General features: G+C 34.4%; 15 protein-coding genes. 3 read left to right on the forward strand and 12 right to left on the reverse strand.

From position 1 onward, the window contains the following. Positions 1–159: 159 nt before the first annotated feature. Positions 160–1,641: a helix-turn-helix domain-containing protein gene (locus tag AC3QL1_RS08710; protein ID WP_492496822.1), complete on the reverse strand. Its 1,482-nt coding sequence runs from the start codon at positions 1,639–1,641 to the stop codon at positions 160–162. 184 nt (positions 1,642–1,825) lie between these two features. Between AC3QL1_RS08710 and aceB the strand changes: the two genes are divergently transcribed. Together aceB and aceA are read left to right on the forward strand one after the other, a co-directional pair. Continuing rightward, positions 1,826–3,427: a malate synthase A gene (gene aceB, locus AC3QL1_RS08715; protein WP_492496824.1), complete on the forward strand. Its 1,602-nt coding sequence runs from the start codon at positions 1,826–1,828 to the stop codon at positions 3,425–3,427. Positions 3,428–3,738: 311 nt separating this feature from the next. Continuing rightward, entirely contained in the window at positions 3,739–5,019 is a 1,281-nt protein-coding gene (aceA, locus tag AC3QL1_RS08720) for an isocitrate lyase (RefSeq protein WP_492496826.1), read from the forward strand. An 80-nt stretch (positions 5,020–5,099) separates the two neighbouring features. Here aceA and AC3QL1_RS08725 read toward each other — a convergent pair whose 3' ends face one another. The 9 genes from AC3QL1_RS08725 to AC3QL1_RS08765 form a co-directional block, all read right to left on the reverse strand. Beyond that, positions 5,100–5,675 carry a Crp/Fnr family transcriptional regulator gene (locus tag AC3QL1_RS08725; RefSeq protein ID WP_492496828.1) on the reverse strand — a complete coding sequence of 192 codons (576 nt, stop codon included), beginning with the start codon at positions 5,673–5,675 and terminating at the stop codon, positions 5,100–5,102. Beyond that, positions 5,676–6,836, reverse strand: coding sequence for a formate-dependent phosphoribosylglycinamide formyltransferase (gene purT, locus AC3QL1_RS08730; protein WP_492496830.1), 1,161 nt, complete (start codon positions 6,834–6,836; stop codon positions 5,676–5,678). Further along, positions 6,833–7,321 (reverse strand): hypothetical protein, encoded by a 489-nt coding sequence (locus AC3QL1_RS08735; protein ID WP_492496832.1) that lies wholly within the window; start codon positions 7,319–7,321, stop codon positions 6,833–6,835. Before AC3QL1_RS08735 ends, purT begins: the two co-directional genes overlap by 4 nt. A gap of 278 nt (positions 7,322–7,599) precedes the next feature. After that, entirely contained in the window at positions 7,600–9,474 is a 1,875-nt protein-coding gene (locus AC3QL1_RS08740) for a peptidase U32 family protein (RefSeq protein WP_492496834.1), read from the reverse strand. A gap of 145 nt (positions 9,475–9,619) precedes the next feature. Beyond that, positions 9,620–10,309, reverse strand: coding sequence for a nucleotidyl transferase AbiEii/AbiGii toxin family protein (locus tag AC3QL1_RS08745; RefSeq protein WP_492496835.1), 690 nt, complete (start codon positions 10,307–10,309; stop codon positions 9,620–9,622). After that, a complete protein-coding gene (locus AC3QL1_RS08750) occupies positions 10,309–10,821 on the reverse strand; it encodes a hypothetical protein (RefSeq protein WP_492496837.1) in 513 nt (170 codons plus the stop codon). The genes AC3QL1_RS08745 and AC3QL1_RS08750 overlap by 1 nt, the downstream gene beginning before the upstream one ends. A gap of 112 nt (positions 10,822–10,933) precedes the next feature. Further along, positions 10,934–11,389 carry a ferritin-like domain-containing protein gene (locus AC3QL1_RS08755; protein WP_492496839.1) on the reverse strand — a complete coding sequence of 152 codons (456 nt, stop codon included), beginning with the start codon at positions 11,387–11,389 and terminating at the stop codon, positions 10,934–10,936. A gap of 369 nt (positions 11,390–11,758) precedes the next feature. Continuing rightward, a complete protein-coding gene (locus AC3QL1_RS08760; protein WP_492496841.1) occupies positions 11,759–12,949 on the reverse strand; it encodes a pyridoxal phosphate-dependent aminotransferase in 1,191 nt (396 codons plus the stop codon). 71 nt (positions 12,950–13,020) lie between these two features. Beyond that, entirely contained in the window at positions 13,021–14,115 is a 1,095-nt protein-coding gene (locus AC3QL1_RS08765) for a fatty acid desaturase family protein (RefSeq protein WP_492496843.1), read from the reverse strand. A 107-nt stretch (positions 14,116–14,222) separates the two neighbouring features. On the opposite strand from AC3QL1_RS08765, the gene rsmG reads away from it, so the two are divergent. Continuing rightward, a complete protein-coding gene (gene rsmG, locus AC3QL1_RS08770; protein ID WP_492496845.1) occupies positions 14,223–14,852 on the forward strand; it encodes a 16S rRNA (guanine(527)-N(7))-methyltransferase RsmG in 630 nt (209 codons plus the stop codon). Between the two features lie 87 nt (positions 14,853–14,939). On the opposite strand, the gene AC3QL1_RS08775 is transcribed toward rsmG, so the two are convergent. Together AC3QL1_RS08775 and pruA are read right to left on the reverse strand one after the other, a co-directional pair. Next, positions 14,940–15,671, reverse strand: coding sequence for a hypothetical protein (locus AC3QL1_RS08775; protein WP_492496847.1), 732 nt, complete (start codon positions 15,669–15,671; stop codon positions 14,940–14,942). Between the two features lie 294 nt (positions 15,672–15,965). After that, a complete protein-coding gene (pruA, locus tag AC3QL1_RS08780; RefSeq protein WP_492496849.1) occupies positions 15,966–17,591 on the reverse strand; it encodes an L-glutamate gamma-semialdehyde dehydrogenase in 1,626 nt (541 codons plus the stop codon). Positions 17,592–17,722: the final 131 nt, after the last annotated feature.

Consider the following 17,722-nt stretch of genomic DNA (forward strand, 5'->3'; position numbering starts at 1 on the left):
GGAACGAATTATATTGTAGGGATAGATTTCAATCCATTCTGCGCAAGTGGCTCGACAAAGATTGACGATTATAGGATTGGAATTTCTAGTGCGATCTCTCCTTCGTCGAGATGACAAAATCGAGAAAAATCTAAAATCTAAACTCTGCAATCTAAAATTCTAACTATATTGACTAATAAACTGCTGTACAACAAAATCCGTATTATCATGACGTCTTTTTTTCTCTAACGCAATTGGCGGCGCAGCTCTTTCCATGCAATTTTTTACATCGCAGGTTTCGCAGGTAACGCCAACAATTCTCTTAACGAGAGGTTTTCCTTCTATGAATTTAAATTTCTTTTTCATGGTTGGATTAATTAGAATTCCAACAGAAATACTGCGAATATTATCTTTTATAAAAGGATCTTTTGTGGCCGATGAAAAAACCAAATATTCATTTCCGCTATGCACATAACTTGAAATTTGTGCATCAAAAAAGTGAGGTTTGTTTTGTCTGATAGCTTCATTTATGGTTTTTACCGAAACCCATCTTCTGCAATAATGTTCATTGGTTTCGTTAGCGTGCGGTTCCTGCTGATTTGTAATGTGTAATTCTTTTTTAATCTGATAAATATCAGAGCCAATAGGATGTGACATTCTTAAAAAGAATAGATTTTTCAGCTGAAAATCTTTCGGCAGTAAATTCGTTAATCTTTGATAAAACGATTCCGGAGAAACTTCAAAACTTTCTATTAAAGTGACAAATTCTTCCGGATTTGGATTTTCATTATTTAAAAAATTATTGATTTTATTAACCACCAATTGTCTCGGTAATAATAAAGCGCCCGCAAAATAAGAAGCGTAAAAATTATGCAAAACCTGGTCAAAATTGTCAAATTTAATCCAGCTGAAAGTCAGTAAACGATCAGAGATTTTTAAATAATTATAGGCGATTTCTTTCGCTAAAATAAAAGCTTTTTGAGGATTGTCGATTTCGGTTGAAAGCAGCAAAGTCTTGCTTTTCGGAACATAAATCGAGCGCAAATCTTCTAAAGCTTCCTGATCTGTAAAGGCGATTTCTTTAATGGTATATTCGAATTCTTCTTTTAGAATGGCTTCTAATTCTCCAATAGTAATTTTAGAATCTAAATTAATTTGGAAGGACTTTGAAAACGCAATTACTTTTTCTTCTAAATCTTCAAAATAATTACTGTGTGCTTCCTGATAAGATCGTAAAGCAGCAAGAAAGAAACTCTCTCTGCTTAAATTATAATGTTGTGCGATTTCAATAATCGTACTAATAAACGCATTGACTTTTGCAGGAGCATTGGCAATTATATCTATTAAATCAGCTTCCTGAATGCCAAAAAGTTCCAGCGGGATTTCTTTTAAAATGCCTGATTTTAAGATTTCTCCAATGGGAGCGAGGTTGTTATCGAGTTTTAGGGAAACCATTTGGTCGTAAGAGACATCCAAATGTTTGCATAAAAGCAAAATTTTGTCTGCTTTTGGATATTTTTTGCCCTTTTCAATTTCGTTTAAATACGATTTTGAAAGATTTGTCAATTTGGCTAAACCAAAAAGAGAAAGATTTTTTTGTGTGCGGACTTGCTTCAATTTTAGCCCAAATATCAGCTTTATATAGTCTTTTTCGATATCCATAATTCAAATATAACCATTTTGTAAATAATCGCCAAAAAATTATTTTTAATATTTAGCGAACGTTCGCTTGTTTTGTAAAAAACTTTTTTCTAATATTGTGGTGTAGAAAATATTAACTATCAGATTGTTATGTTTTGTTTGTGAAATTGAATAAACAAATTGATAATAATTAAAATTAACAGCTATGAAAAACCAATTAGAAATTACCGAAACGGCAATGGAATTTTTAGCCGAAAAGAAGCTTTCTTATCCAGTAATCTGGACAGAAGAAGCGATCAATTTTATAACTGATTTGCATCGAAAATTCGAATCGCAACGAAAATTGCTGTTGCTGCAACGCGATCAAAAACAAGTCATGTTTGATCAGGGTATAATGCCGGCTTTTCCTTCAGAAACTAAAACCGTTAGAGAAAGTAATTGGACAGCTGGAGAAATACCGAAAGATTTATTAGATCGCCGAGTAGAAATTACCGGGCCAGTCGATCGCAAAATGATAATAAATGCATTGAATTCGGGAGCAAAAACTTTCATGGCTGATTTTGAGGATAGTACTTCGCCAACCTGGCAAAATTTGATGGATGGGCAAATGAATCTGATTGATGCTGTAAATAAAACAATTTCGTATACAGATGAAGCCAAAAACAAAAGTTATCAATTGAATGAAAAAATTGCAACTCTAATTGTTCGCCCAAGAGGATTGCATTTAACGGAGAAACATCTTTCAGTTGAAGGAAATCCGGTTTCCGGTTCGTTGGTAGATTTTGGATTGTATGTTTTTCATAATCATAAAAAGCTTTTAGAAAACAATTCGGGACCGTATTTCTATATTCCAAAATTGGAACATTATCTGGAAGCGCGTTGGTGGAATAATGTAATTGATTTTACAGAAGATTATTTGAAACTGAAACGAGGAACAATAAAAGTGACAGTTTTAATTGAAACGATAACAGCCAGTTTTCAATTAGATGAAATTATTTATGAATTGAAAGAACATATTGTGGGCCTGAATTGCGGACGTTGGGATTATATTTTCTCATACATTAAAAAGTTCCGAAAAAATCCAAAGTTCATTGTTCCGGATCGCGATCAGGTAAATATGACTTCGCCTTTTATGAATGCGTATTCCAATTTAGTAATTCAAAGATGTCATAAGCGCGGGATTCATGCCATTGGCGGAATGGCGGCTCAAATTCCGATTAAGAATAATGAAGAAGCTAATGCTATTGCTTTCGCAAAAGTAAAAACCGACAAAGAGCGTGAAGTTCGAAACGGTCACGACGGAACCTGGGTCGCGCATCCGGATTTGGTTTCAATAGCAAAAGTAATCTTTGATAAAGGAATGCCGACTCCAAATCAAATTCATATAAAAAGAGAACACCGCAAAATTACAGAAGCTGATTTGATTGAACCACCAATTGGAATCATTACTGAAAACGGCGTTCGAAAAAATATCAATGTTGGCGTTTTGTATTTGGCTTCCTGGCTAAACGGACAAGGCGCAGCTGCATTGCATAATTTAATGGAAGATGCTGCAACAGCCGAAATTTCGAGATCGCAATTGTGGCAATGGCTTCAGAATAAAGTGCTTTTGGATAATGGCAGGAAGCTAGATTTGGCTTATTATCACGAATTGGCTTTAGATGAATTCAAAAAAATAAAAGACGGATTAGGCGAAGAAATTCACGAAAAAAAGCAATTTCCATTGGCTGAAAAAGTATTGGAAAGATTAGTCGTAAATACTGATTTCGTTGATTTCCTAACTATTCCTTGTTACAAATACCTGTAACAATTGAAAATTGGGAATTAAAAATTAAAAATATTTTTCACGCAGATTAGGCAGATGAAATTAGAATACTTTTTTAACACATAGAGACATAGGTTTAAGTTTCAATTAAAAAAAGTTTATAAAAAAAACTAGTTTTTAACACATAGCTATGTTTGTTTAAAACAAATGAAATGCCTTTAACCACAAAGAAAAACTATGTCTCTATGTGTTTAAAAATTAAACTCAAAGAATAAAATTTAGAGTCTGAGTTGAAAACTGAAAACTGAGACTGAGAACTATTTACTTACTAACCACTTTAACTTAAACTATTTATGAAAACAACAGAAGACAGAATTCAGGAATTGATTAACGATTGGATTACGAACCCAAGATGGAAAGGTGTTGAGCGTCCTTATACGGCTACAGAAGTAGTTACACTTCAGGGCTCTTATCAAATTGAGTATTCTATTGCCAAAATGGGAGCGCAAAAATTATGGAAAAAGTTAAAAAATCAGGATTATGTTGCTGGTTTGGGCGCGTTAACAGGAAATCAGGCGATTCAGGAAGTCGACGCTGGTTTAGAAGCGATTTATTTGAGTGGCTGGCAAGTGGCGGCCGATGCGAATTTGGCTGGCGAAATGTATCCTGACCAATCGCTTTATCCGGTAAATAGCGTGCCAATGGTGGTTAAAAAAATAAATAATGCTTTGTTGCGCGCTGATCAGATTCAGACTGTAAACAGAGTTGAAGATAAAAAAGATTATCTGGTTCCGATTGTGGCTGATGCCGAAGCCGGTTTTGGCGGAAACCTCAATGCTTTCGAACTAATGAAATCTATGATTGAAGCCGGAGCATCCGGAGTTCATTTTGAAGATCAATTGAGTTCTGCTAAAAAGTGCGGGCATTTGGGCGGTAAAGTTTTGGTACCCACTCAGGAAGCTATCAATAAATTAATTGCAGCGCGTTTGGCATCAGATGTTATGGGAGTTTCAACTTTAATTGTTGCAAGAACGGATGCTGATGCCGCTAATTTATTAACCAGCGATGCAGATCCGAGAGACGCAAAATTTATAACTGGCGAAAAAACGGCTGAAGGTTTTTTCTATGTAAAAAACGGAATTGATCAGGGAATTGCCAGAGGTTTGAGCTACGCGCCGTATGCTGATTTGATTTGGATGGAAACCAGTAATCCGGATTTGGTTTATGCTAAAAAGTTTGCCGATGCCATGAAAAAAGAATTTCCGGATAAAATGCTGGCTTATAATTGTTCGCCTTCTTTTAATTGGGCGGCAAAATTATCAGTTGCCGAAATGGAAACGTTTAGAGAAGACTTGGCTAAAATGGGATATAAATTCCAATTTATTACTTTGGCAGGATTCCATGCTTTAAATACTAGTATGTTTGAATTGTCTAAAGCTTACAAAGAGCGCGGAATGGCGGGATATTCTGAATTGCAGGAAAGAGAATTCGCTTTACAGAAAAACGGTTTCCGAGCTGTAAAACATCAGGCTTTTGTAGGGACTTCTTATTTTGATGCCGTTCAAAATACCGTTATGATCGGAAAATCAACCATAACAGCTATGAAACATTCTACAGAGGTTGAGCAATTTTAATTTTTTTTTCCGCCACGAATTCACGAATTTTATTCACAAAGATTGTCAAAAAATAATTCGTGAATTCGTGGCGGAAAACTTTATTTTTTCAATAATCGAGCTTTCATTTTGCTGAAAAATTCGGGCGTTACGCCAATGAAAGAAGCGATTTGTTTTTGAGGTACTTTATGAACCAGGTTTCCGTATTTTGTCGTAAATTTTTCAAAGCGTTCTTCTGCCGGTAAACTTAAATTATCCATTAAGCGCTGTTGATTAGCGACTAAAGAATTCTCGATTAAAATCCTGAAAAAGCGCTCTAATTTTGGAATATCATGATACAATTGTTCCTGATTTTCTTTAGATAACGAAACTACTTCTGCGTCTTCTAAAACTTCTATAAAAAGTTGTCCCGGTTTTTGCGAAAAAAAACTATACATATCGCTCATCCACCAGCCTTGACAGGCAAATGATAAAACATGTTCGACAATATTATCATTAATATTGAAGCTTCTTAAAATTCCGGAATTTACGAAATACGAATGTTTACAAACTTCGCCGGCATTTAATAAAATGGTTTTGGTTTTGTAGGTGTTTGTTTCTAATTTGGATAAGAAATGAGCCTGTTCTTCAGGTGTTAGCGAAACGTGTTTGGCAATATTTTCAAGAATTAACTCCATTTATGAATGTACTTTTATTAGTGTTGCAGTTGATTTTGCTCTTTCGATTACTTCTTCGATTGGAGTTGCCAATGAATCATGGCTTAAAACAACACCCATTCGGCGATAAGGTCTTGAAGTTGGTTTTCCAAAGATTCTGAAATCAGTTTTTGGTAAAGCAGCCACTTTTTCGATTCCGGTAAAAGTTGGATTTGTTGAATCTTCAGAAGCTAAAATTACGGCACTTGCGCCGGCTTTTTCTAATGTAATTTCGAAAATTGGCAAGCTTAAAATCGCACGTAAATGCAATTCAAATTCGTTGAAATTTTGCGTTCCGGCCAAAGTTACCATTCCGGTATCGTGTGGGCGAGGGGAAAGTTCAGAGAAATAAACACCTTCATTAGTCAGGAAAAATTCCACTCCAAAAAGTCCTGCACCGCCAAGCGCTTCGGTAATTTTTTCTGCCATATCCTGCGCTTCGTACAAGTCTCTTTCTGAAACTAAAGCAGGTTGCCAGCTTTCCTGATAATCGCCGCGTTCTTGTCTGTGCCCAATAGGCGCACAAAATAACGTTGGATTACCATTTTGCGTAATCGTTAAAAGTGTAATCTCTGAATGAAAATCAACAAAAGCTTCTACAATTACTTCGATAACATCACCACGAGATCCTGCAACGGCATATTGCCACGCTTTCTCGATATCACTTTCAGTTTTTATAGTCGATTGTCCTTTGCCGGAAGAAGACATTAAAGGTTTTACTACACATGGAATTCCAACTTCCTGAACGGCTTTTTGTAATTCTTCTGCCGAAGTTGCATATTGATATTTAGCTGTTTTTAGACCCAATTCTTTTGAAGCTAAATCACGAATGGCTTTACGATTCATCGTAAAGTTGGCCGCTTTCGCAGATGGAACAACTGTGATTCCTTGCTTTTCATAATCGTAAAAACGTTCCGTGCGAATGGCTTCAATTTCAGGAACTATAAAATCTGGTTTGTGTTTGGCTACGATTCGGTCAAGTGCTTCGCCATCAAGCATATTGATAACTTCAAAGCCGTGTGCGACTTGCATTGCGGGTGCATTTTCGTAACTGTCAACAGCAATTATGGTTTGTCCGATTCGTTGTGCGGCAATGACAAATTCTTTGCCTAATTCGCCTGAACCTAGGAGTAGTATTTTCATTTTGTTTGATTTAAAGTTTGAGGGTTTTGGCTTGCTTTTACAATAAGTAAACTGCTTATAAAAGTTAAAATCATCAATAAAAATGATAGAAATAAAATCATTAATATTGAAAATAAAATTATATAGGGAATTTGTGATTCTAGTGCAACAGACAATCCGTTAACAAATTGTCCGATTATATAAAGCGTAAAAAGAGCGAATATGATTTTTGAACTTACTACGAAAGAAAATTGAGAGCAAGCTTTAAAATAAGTGATTTGATTTAATGAGTAGCTTAGCTTTTTAGCTGTATTCCAAAAGAGAAAAATTATAAATAGAGGAAATAAGATGCCCCAGAAAATTGGATTCCAAAAAATGCCGAAATCGCATATTTGGATACATAAATTGATGAAAAGAGTTTTTGAAAAAATAAGAAGTGGAAAAAAAGCGGTCACAAAAATCCCAGCAATAATGGCGTGTTTTTGAATCTTGTTTTTGACTTCCATTTAAATTTAGTTTTGAGAGTAAAGATAAAAAAATGGATTTTATTCTCACGCAGATTTTGCAGATTGCGGAGATTTAAATTGTAAACAAAAATTTTCTTGTTTTACGTTTTGCGTGAGGGATAGTAGTGAAAAGCCCACAGCCTGACGAAGGAAGTGCGAGGACTTGCAGCGGATAGCCCGACCCTTGTGGTCACGCCCAAAATAAAAAGGTTCGCAAAGATTTTAAAATAAACCTTTGCGAACCTTGCGTAATTCTTTGCGAACTTTGCGGTTAGCTATTAATGAAAATGATCTTCCTCGATTTCAAATTCGGCGTCTTTTTCCCAAATTTCCATTTCGCAGGGCTTGCAGTTGAATTTTAATTTGTATTCAAGTTCGCCTTGTTTTAATACCAATGGTTCTTTTACTTTAACACCCATTATGTCTTTTTGATGTATTGGGCATTTTTTTAATTCGTATTTAATGCAGTATTTAGTTGTCATAACACGAGATTTTCCAGGATCCCATTGCAATTCGAATGCTTTTTCGATTTCTGTTACACCGTGACGTTCGTAGAATTTACGAGCTGTTTTGTTTGAAACGTTGTACATGAAATCCAATTTTGTTTCAGGATACGGATGCGACGTTTTTACCAATTGGTGCTCTTCGCGTTTGTAATTTGCCAGACGAATTTCGGTTAATTGATCGTAAACCGTTCTTCTCATTTCGTTGATTTTAGAAATAGGAAGGAACCAGTTTTGAGAAAACATTATATTGATTTCATTAGCCGTATAAGGTGTAAAACCTGTTTTTGCCAATTGCGTTTTGATGTTTTCCTCGATTGATTCGCCTGTTTTAGTCTGCTCTTTTGAATGCTCTAAATTTACGGTGCTTACGTATCCGTCCTCATCGGTTGCGATTAATTCAAAACCGTTTTCATTTTCTGTAAGCAATAATGTTGTGCTGATTTTTCGAACGGCACTGTCTTCTCTTTCTACAATTTTGATGAAAGCAGCGTCGTTATTACGGTAAATAAAAGTTCCCGGTTTAATGTCTTTTAAAACATTTGGATATATTATTCCGTTTTCTGCCTTGTTTACATAAATTCCGTCTGCTTCGTTATTTTCGTTGATAAAACAAAGTCCGTCACCGTTGTTTAGGAATTTACCATTTTCGATTTCGTAAGCGTTTCCTATCGTTTTAACTAGTTTACCAATGTACTGTCCTTTTGATTTTGGGCTTTCCCAAGATCCGATACTTTTATTTCTGTCGTTTACAAAATAGTCAGTATAACCGCGGTTGAAAGTTCTGCTTAAAGAAGAGTCAAAAGTATAGGTACAGTTTCCTGATGAAGCTTTCATATATTTATCCCTTCCTTCTCCTTCTAAGAAACTGTCTAGTTTTTGACGTAAAAACGATACATTGTTTTTTACATAAACAACATCTTTTAATCGACCTTCGATTTTAAAGGATACAATTCCGGCATCAATCAAATTCGGAATTTGATCTGAAATATCTAAATCTTTAATAGAAAGTAAGTGGCTGTTTTTAATTAAAGTTTCTCCGTTTCCGTCGATTAAGTTATAAGGTAAACGGCAGTTTTGAGCGCAAGAACCACGATTGGCGCTGCGTTCTCCGTTTGCTACACTCATATAACAGTTTCCACTAAAAGAAACACATAAAGCTCCGGTTACGAAAAATTCTAACTCAACATCTGCATGATCGTAGATTTCTTTAATTTGATGCAGGTTTAATTCTCGGGCTAAAACCACACGTTTGATTCCGGCATCTTTAAGAAATTTAATTTTATCGGCGTCACGATTGTTGGCTTGTGTGCTGGCATGAAGTACGATAGGAGGAAGTTCCATTTCCATAATTGCCATATCCTGAATAATCAGGGCATCAACTCCAATTTCGTATAATTCCCAGATCATTTGACGACATGTTTCGAGTTCATTGTCGTATAAAATGGTATTCATTACCACAAAAACCTGAGCGTTAAATAAGTGTGCATATTTTACTAATGCCGCAACATCTTCAATTGAGTTATTGGCATTTGATCGTGCGCCAAATTGCGGTGCACCAATATAAACTGCATCGGCGCCACTATTGATGGCTGCCATTCCTCCAATTAAATCTTTAGCAGGAGCTAATATTTCAATTTTCTTCTTCATTTTTAAAACTTTAGGCTTTGTGGTATTCACGGAAAAAAGTTTGCAAAGTTCTTATAAATATTTCGAGTTTGCTAATGCTGAAGTGACTTTTTTTGAAATAGTTAATTTATATGGAATGATTGTATTTTGATTTAGCAAAAAAAAGTTAATTTAAGACTGAATCAATTTTATTTAAAATTAATTTGAAACGTTCTTCCGCTGATTCATAAAATAAATTGCCTAAAAATGCTTCCTGAAATTTAGAATTTTCTTTAATCAGTTTTAGATTTTCAATAATATAGCTTTTAACTTCTTCATCTTTTTCGTTTATTAATAAATTTTCCCAATCTGTTCTATTGTCCAAGATATAGGTGATGTCTTCTATATCATGACTGAATCGAGGGTCATTACCACCTCTGTCTTCGTATGCAGTAAACTTACTTGCTAAAAAATAATTGAAGGGCATGATTTGAATTGTGTTTTGTTCAATTTTAATTCTCTCCATATTTTCAAATCCTTTTTTGAACCATTTATTTGCTGGCGCCCATGAAATTGGGTTTGTGTTCATCACATCTACTAATATTTCTTCAAATTTAAATCTGCAAATTACATCTAATTCTGCGGATTGTAAAAATCCTTTAAAAGCTAATCTTTCTCTTATATTCTCTAGCTCATTAATAGATACAACGCTCACACTAATATCTATATCTTTAGTTGGTCTTACATCTTCGGCAGCTTCATCATTAATGTATAGACTTACAGTTGCGCCACCAACAAAAATAACTTCATTGTTTAAATCGCCTAAAGCATTAGCAATCTTTTTAATAATTTCTTTATTTATAATTGTATTTTTCATTATGAAATTCTTTGTTTTAATTCTTCAACTGCAATATTAAATTCTCTTTTATTGCCTAATCTTATTGCATCAACCAATGATAATAATTCATACAGATTTGGATCTTTAAGGCAGGCTTTAGGGACATTAGGATGTAAAGGTTCTACGGAGAAGCCTCTACTGTTTCCTTCCAAATAAGGCCATACATAAATTTCTTCACTTAAAATTATATTTGATAACGGTAATGAACTATGAGAGGTTTTAATGCCTCTGACTAATGGTCCGGGCTTTTGAGGGAAAACATATTTTAATCCGAAAATAAGAAAATCTAATAAGGAAGATTTCATAATTCTTTTTTTATTGCTTGAAATTAAACCACTAAGCACACTTCTATTCAGTGATTCGCTAATTTCGCTTAAACTAATGTAGAGATCATACCCTAAATCTTTCATCAGCCAATTTTCATCACCATAGCTAATTATTTTTAATAATATAACTATATCATGAGGTCGCATTCCATTATGTTTTTTCATAATTATGTTTTTAATTCGCGATTCGCGATTCGCAAATTTAATAAAAACATTTTAATAAAAAAACCTTCCCAATTATTAACTGAGAAGGTTTTCTTTCGAAAATATCTATAAATTAATTCGATTTCATTTTAATTCTATCTAAAGTAGATTGAATACTGTTTAATTGTTTTGAAACAATTGCAATTTGACTTCCGTCAAGTTCATTTTTTTCTAAAGCCATTTTGTATTTTTCAATAGCGGCTTCTTCTCCGGTTACACATGCATTGATAATTGCTTCTGTGTCACCACTTGTAAAAGATGATTTAATATCAATCCATGCACGGTGTAAAGCTCCTAATGGTCCGCCTCCGGATGTATCTGTTGATTTTCCAAGTCTGTTGATTTCGTCTTGCAGTTCAACAATAAATAAAGCTCTTTCACGTGCATAATCTAAAAATTCAGCTTTGATTGCTTGATTTTCTACATGTTCTGCGGCGTTTGTATAACCTAGTTTTCCATCTTCCAAAATAGAGATTAATCCATTTAATGTACTAACTGCTTCTGTCGTAGTTTCATCTGTATGTATCATAATAAATAATATTTAAATTAATGTATAATACAAAGTTGGGATTTTATAAAGCCTTATGTATTATAGAATTACATGAGGGATTTATAAAATTGTGGAATGGGAATTTTGAAATGATTTTTTTGTTGGCCACGAATTACATCAATTTTCACGAATTATTTGATTGCTTAATTGATGAAATTTTCTCGTTTTACAATTTGCGTGAGGGATAGAAGTGGAAAGCCCACAGCCTGACGAAGGAAGTGCGAGGACTTGCAGCGAATAGCCCGACCCGCCGCGGCGGACACGCCCAAAATAACTGCATAAAAAAACGGCTTAAAGTAAAAAGTGATGAAACTTTAAACCTTAAGCCGTTTTAATAATTTATTTTAATTACAGAGCCAAAGCTTCTTTGATTCTGCGTAAAGCTTCTTTTAATAAATCGTCGCTTGTTGCGTAAGAGAAACGAATACAGTTTGGATTTCCAAAAGCATCTCCTGTTACAGTTGCAACGTTAGCTTCTGCCAAAAGATACATCGAAACGTCGTTTGCATCTTTGATTTCGGTTCCTCTTAATGTTTTTCCGAAGAAAGAAGAAACGTCCGGGAAAACGTAAAATGCTCCTTCCGGAACGTTGATTTTTACGCCTGGAATTTCTTTTAATAATCCAACAACTAAATCTCTGCGTTGGTGGAAAGCCTGAACCATGTGGTTTAATACGCTTGGGTCAGCATCAACAGCAGTAATAGTAGCGCGTTGTGCCACAGAGTTTGCTCCTGAAGTTACTTGTCCCTGAATTTTTGTACACGCTTTTGCGATAAATTCCGGAGCTCCGATGTAACCAATTCTGTATCCTGTCATTGCAAATGCTTTTGCAACTCCGTTTACAGTAATTGTTCTTTCGAACATTCCAGGAATTGAACCGATGCTGCAGAAAGTTCCTGAGAAATTAATATGCTCATAAATCTCATCTGCAACTACATATATATTAGGGTGTTTTTCTAAAACTTTTGCAAGAGCTGTTAACTCTTCTCTGCTGTATACAGATCCGGATGGGTTACAAGGAGAACTGAACCACATCATTTTTGTTTTTGGTGTGATAGCAGCTTCTAATTGCTCTGGTGTAATTTTGAAATCAGTATCTACAGATGTTGGAACTTCTACCGGAACTCCGCCTGAAAGTTTTACAATTTCGAAATAAGAAACCCAGTAAGGTGCCGGCAAGATAACTTCGTCACCATCGTTTAACATTACTTGAGCAATGTTGTATAAAGATTGTTTTGCTCCTGTCGAAACTACAATTTGAGTTGGTTTGTAATCTAAATCATTGTCTCTTTTGAATTTTCTGCAAATTGCTTCTCTCAATTCTAAATAACCTTCTACCGGAGAATAGGTGCTGTAATTTTCATCAACTGCTTTTTTAACAGCTTCTTTAATAAAATCCGGCGTATTAAAGTCAGGTTCACCTAAACTTAAACTGATAATGTCTTTTCCCTGCGATTTTAATTCGCGTGCTAAAGCAGCCATTGCTAAAGTTTGTGATGTCGCTAAGTTGTTGATTCTGTCTGAAAGAATATGATTCATTATAAAAATTTTGAATGTCCTTAATTTCAACTTTAATTAAGGAAGGTTAATTATTAATAGATTTTTGATTTTTATGCCAGTTCAGGTTTCATTCCCAGTTCGCGTAAATGCTTAAAGTGAGCAATTACAGCACTTGTCATTGTTTTGTATTCATAATATGGTAAGTTGCATTCTCTTGCAGTTTCTTTTACGATTTTTGCAATTTTACCGTAGTGAATATGACTAATATTCGGGAAAATATGGTGTTCGATTTGGTGGTTTAATCCGCCTGTGTACCAGTTTACGATTGCATTTTTTGGTGCAAAATTGGTTGTAGTAAACAATTGGTGAATTGCCCATGTGTTATCCATTTCGCCTAATTCGTTTGGAGAAGGATTTGTCGTTTCTTCCACAACGTGTGCCAATTGAAAAACAATACTTAAAATTAATCCTGCAGTATAATGCATTATAAAGAAGCCAATTAGAACTTTCCACCATGTAATTCCTATTACCATTGGCAGAACAATCCAGATCGAAATATAAATTACTTTAGTAATAATTAGAGTTGTCCAAAGAATTTTTGGACTTTTTGGTTCCCCGTATGATAATTTTCTTTTAAGATAGTTTCTCATTTGCTTAAAATCGGTAGTAATAGCCCAATTAAAAGTCAGTAATCCGTACAGGAAAACAGAGTAATAATGCTGAAAACGGTGAAAACTATGCCATTTTGCATCTTTTGTAAAACGGATAATTCTTCCGGCATCAAGATCTTCATCGTGTCCCGGAATATTTGTATATGTATGGTGCAAAACGTTATGCTGAACCTGCCAGTTATAAACGTTTCCGGCCAAAACATAAATTGTTCCGCCCATGAATTTATTGATCCAGTTTTTAGTCGAATAAGAACCGTGATTACCGTCGTGCATAACATTCATTCCAACACCTGCCATTCCAATACCAATTACGATTGATAAAAGCATCATAACCCAGAACGGCATGTCGAGTGTAAGGATTAAAAAATAAGGAGTCAGAAAAACAGCAAATAGAATAACAGCTTTTAGATGTAACTTCCAGTTTCCGGTTTTCTGAATATTATTTTCTTTGAAATAATTGTTTACCCGAGAGTTAAGTGTTCTAAAGAACTTCAGATTGTCTTGCCTTGCAAATGTAGGTGCAGTGTTATTCATAATTATTTTAAATAGATTTCAAAGGTAATTATTATAAATTCTCGATTTGCAAAATTGAGTTAAATATTTCAATCGTAAAGTAGTACTTTTGTTAAAAATTTACAGCAATGGATGAGATATTGAAATATTTTCCGGATTTGACCGAACTTCAAATCGAACAATTTCAAAAATTAGACTTTTTATACCACGATTGGAATGAAAAAATCAATGTGATTTCGCGCAAAGACATTGATTCATTATATACAAAACATATTTTGCATTCGTTAGGAATTGCAAAAGTCATGAAATTTGAGCCAGGTGCAACAGTTCTTGATGTTGGAACCGGAGGAGGTTTTCCCGGAATTCCGTTAGCAATTCTTTTTCCGGAAACCCGTTTTTATTTAATTGATGTGATCGCCAAAAAAATAAAAGTGGTTCAGGGAGTTGTTGATGCCTTAGAATTGAAAAATGTAAAAGCAGAACAAAAGCGTGCTGAATTGGTAAAAGGCGATTTTGATTTTATTGTAAGCCGTGCCGTAACCAATATGCCGGATTTTGTTTCCTGGATTAAAGATAAAATAAAGAAACAGCATAAACATACATTGAAAAACGGAATTCTTTATCTTAAAGGCGGAGATCTTGCAGAAGAATTAAAGGATTTTCCAAATGCGTCTCTGTACGATTTAGCCACAATATTTGATGATGAATTTTTTGAAACCAAAAAGGTTGTTCATCTTCCTTTAAAGTTTAAACCTTAACAATTTCAGGTTGTTGAAACAGAAAATAAAAAAACCGAATCTAAATTTTAGATTCGGTTTTTTTATTTTGAGGGCAATAAGGGTGTTTTAATGAGTCATTTCTGGTAGGTGAAGAAATGAATTGGCTTTATGATCTACATTATGAATGAAATTGTTTAGCGCTTCTTTTGTAGATTCAACAGAATATCTGAATTTAGAATCAAAGAAAAATTCTCTGCAAATCAAAGGTTCATTTGATGAATCGTAAACCGCTTCGTCACTTTCATCCAGCTTTTCGTTTCTATATTGACATGGATATAAGCGCATTAATTCGATTATTGTATTGCTGAACCATCTGTCAAAAACTTTCTTTCTTGGAGAAACATGACGAGCCAATAGTACTAAGCCGACAATTTCACTTTGTAAAAAATAAGATCCTTTTCTGTATCTCACATCAACCATTTTTGCAGTCATTAGTGCCAGCCATACTGGTCCGTTTACGCAACTTCTTACCGGTAGATCTAAATCAGTGTCGAAATCTAAAGGTTTTGCACTTTCCGGATTATTAACAGAGCACCAAATAGCTTCAATACGTTTTTCTATATCATTTGCTGCCTTTGTATAACCTGTAAAACGCCAGTGAATCCATTCTAAAAGTGCGGCTGTTAACCCAACAGACGCTTTGTGTCCAATTTGAGCCAGTGCATTTTCAAGTTCTTCATTTTCTTCCTCCGGATCAAGAAATTTTTCCATTTTGCTTTTGCTCCATTTAAAATCAATTCGATGACCTATCGATTTTGATTTGAGAATTATTTCGGGAACATTTTTTAAATTTTTCATAAGCTGTTATTTAGATTGTCATGTTTTAAATCTGTAAAAATTTATTCTTCTGTTTTCTTGCGATTTAATACGGGACAAAAGTAAATACAAGCCTATTTTTAATTAGATACTAAAAGTTTTTATAATGATAAATTAAGCTTTTTTAAATTGCTAACTCATTGAATATTAATTGAATAAGAAAAATACTACAAAAAATATAATGATTTGTATACTAGTGTTTTAAGAATAAAAATCCCCAATTATCTAAATGATAATTGGGGATTGTGTATTATAATTGATTAACCTAATTAAAGATTATCCTAAAAACGGATATCTGTAATCTTCAGGAGTTACAAAAGTTTCTTTGATAGTTCTAGGAGAAGCCCAACGCAATAAGTTCAATGCAGAACCTGCTTTATCGTTAGTTCCTGAAGCTCTTGCTCCACCAAAAGGCTGCATTCCTACAACAGCTCCGGTTGGTTTATCATTAATATAGAAGTTACCGGCAGCATTTTGCAATTTAGTTGTAGCTACCTCAATAGCATAACGATCCTGGCTAAATACAGCTCCTGTTAAAGCATACTCAGAAGTAGTATCAACTAATTCTAAAGTTTCTTCCCATTTTGCATCTTCATATACATATATAGTAATAACTGGTCCAAATAACTCAGTTTCCATTGTAGTATATTTTGGGTTTGTAGTTACAATAACTGTTGGCTCAATAAAGTATCCAACTGATTTATCATAATTACCGCCAATGATAATTTCAGCATCAGCATCTTTTTTAGCCTGATCGATATAACTAGCTAATTTATCAAAAGAACCTTCGTGAATCACGGCTGTAATAAAGTTTCCGAAATCTTCCGGAGAACCCATTTTCATTGATTTTGCATCAGCAATTAATTGCTCTTTTACAGCTGGCCATAAACTTTGAGGAATATAAGCTCTTGAAGCTGCAGAACATTTTTGTCCCTGAAATTCAAATGCTCCACGAGTAATTCCTGTAGCCACTTGTTTTACGTTTGCAGTTGGATGTGCAATGATAAAATCTTTACCACCAGTTTCACCAACAATTCTTGGATATGTTTTATAGTTATTGATGTTTGCACCAATTTTTGCCCAGATATCTTTAAATACGTGAGTTGAGCCTGTAAAGTGAATTCCGGCAAAATCACGGCTTGCCAAAATAGTATCCGTAATCATTAAAGCATCTCCAAAAACAACGTTGATAACGCCATCAGGAACTCCCGCTTCTTTGAAAACATCAATAATAACTTTTGCAGAAAATACCTGACTGTCACTTGGTTTCCAAACTACAACATTACCCATCATCGCAGCACTTGCAGGAAGATTTGCAGCAATAGCAGTAAAGTTGAAAGGAGTGATAGCATAAACAAATCCTTCAAGAGGTCTGTATTCTAAACGGTTCCAAACTGTAGAATCAGATTTTGGCTGATCGTTGTAAATTTGAGTCATGAATTCTACGTTGTAACGTAAAAAGTCGATCAATTCACAAGAAGCATCAATCTCAGCCTGGTGAATATTTTTAGATTGACCAATCATAGTAGCAGCGTTAATACGTGCTCTGTATGGTCCTGCAATAAGTTCAGCAGCTTTTAAGAAAATAGCAGCACGCTGTTCCCATGCCATGTTTGCCCATGCATTTCTTGATTCAAGAGCATTTGCAATTGCTTTTTCGATATGTTGTTTTTCAGCTAAATGGTAAGTTCCTACAATATGTTTGTGATCGTGAGGCGCTGTAATGTTTTTAGTATTTCCGGTTTTGATTTCTTCACTACCAATGTATAATGGAACATCAATTTTAGAGTTCCACATTGAAGTGTATGCTGCCTGAACAGCTGCTTTTTCTGGTGAGTTCGGTGCGTATCCTTTTACTGGCTCGTTTACCGCTTTTGGTACATGAAAGAATCCTTTTAACATGGGTTGAAAGTATTTAAAATTACGAATTATTTAATTTTTTACAAAAGTACAAATGATATTTTGATTATATCATAACACAATATTAAAAGTTGTAATTAAATAAACTAATCGGGCCAAATTGTAAAGAGCCT

The organism is Flavobacterium sp. GW823-FHT04A11, from assembly GCF_058796535.1.

What these genes read in the sequence shown, in the direction of transcription:
- AC3QL1_RS08710 (WP_492496822.1), bottom strand. Translation starts at nt 1,641, where the DNA reads ATGGATATCGAAAAAGACTATATAAAGCTGATATTTGGGCTAAAATTG.
- aceB (WP_492496824.1), top strand. Translation starts at nt 1,826, where the DNA reads ATGAAAAACCAATTAGAAATTACCGAAACGGCAATGGAATTTTTAGCC.
- aceA (WP_492496826.1), top strand. Translation starts at nt 3,739, where the DNA reads ATGAAAACAACAGAAGACAGAATTCAGGAATTGATTAACGATTGGATT.
- AC3QL1_RS08725 (WP_492496828.1), bottom strand. Translation starts at nt 5,675, where the DNA reads ATGGAGTTAATTCTTGAAAATATTGCCAAACACGTTTCGCTAACACCT.
- purT (WP_492496830.1), bottom strand. Translation starts at nt 6,836, where the DNA reads ATGAAAATACTACTCCTAGGTTCAGGCGAATTAGGCAAAGAATTTGTC.
- AC3QL1_RS08735 (WP_492496832.1), bottom strand. Translation starts at nt 7,321, where the DNA reads ATGGAAGTCAAAAACAAGATTCAAAAACACGCCATTATTGCTGGGATT.
- AC3QL1_RS08740 (WP_492496834.1), bottom strand. Translation starts at nt 9,474, where the DNA reads ATGAAGAAGAAAATTGAAATATTAGCTCCTGCTAAAGATTTAATTGGA.
- AC3QL1_RS08745 (WP_492496835.1), bottom strand. Translation starts at nt 10,309, where the DNA reads ATGAAAAATACAATTATAAATAAAGAAATTATTAAAAAGATTGCTAAT.
- AC3QL1_RS08750 (WP_492496837.1), bottom strand. Translation starts at nt 10,821, where the DNA reads ATGAAAAAACATAATGGAATGCGACCTCATGATATAGTTATATTATTA.
- AC3QL1_RS08755 (WP_492496839.1), bottom strand. Translation starts at nt 11,389, where the DNA reads ATGATACATACAGATGAAACTACGACAGAAGCAGTTAGTACATTAAAT.
- AC3QL1_RS08760 (WP_492496841.1), bottom strand. Translation starts at nt 12,949, where the DNA reads ATGAATCATATTCTTTCAGACAGAATCAACAACTTAGCGACATCACAA.
- AC3QL1_RS08765 (WP_492496843.1), bottom strand. Translation starts at nt 14,115, where the DNA reads ATGAATAACACTGCACCTACATTTGCAAGGCAAGACAATCTGAAGTTC.
- rsmG (WP_492496845.1), top strand. Translation starts at nt 14,223, where the DNA reads ATGGATGAGATATTGAAATATTTTCCGGATTTGACCGAACTTCAAATC.
- AC3QL1_RS08775 (WP_492496847.1), bottom strand. Translation starts at nt 15,671, where the DNA reads ATGAAAAATTTAAAAAATGTTCCCGAAATAATTCTCAAATCAAAATCG.
- pruA (WP_492496849.1), bottom strand. Translation starts at nt 17,591, where the DNA reads ATGTTAAAAGGATTCTTTCATGTACCAAAAGCGGTAAACGAGCCAGTA.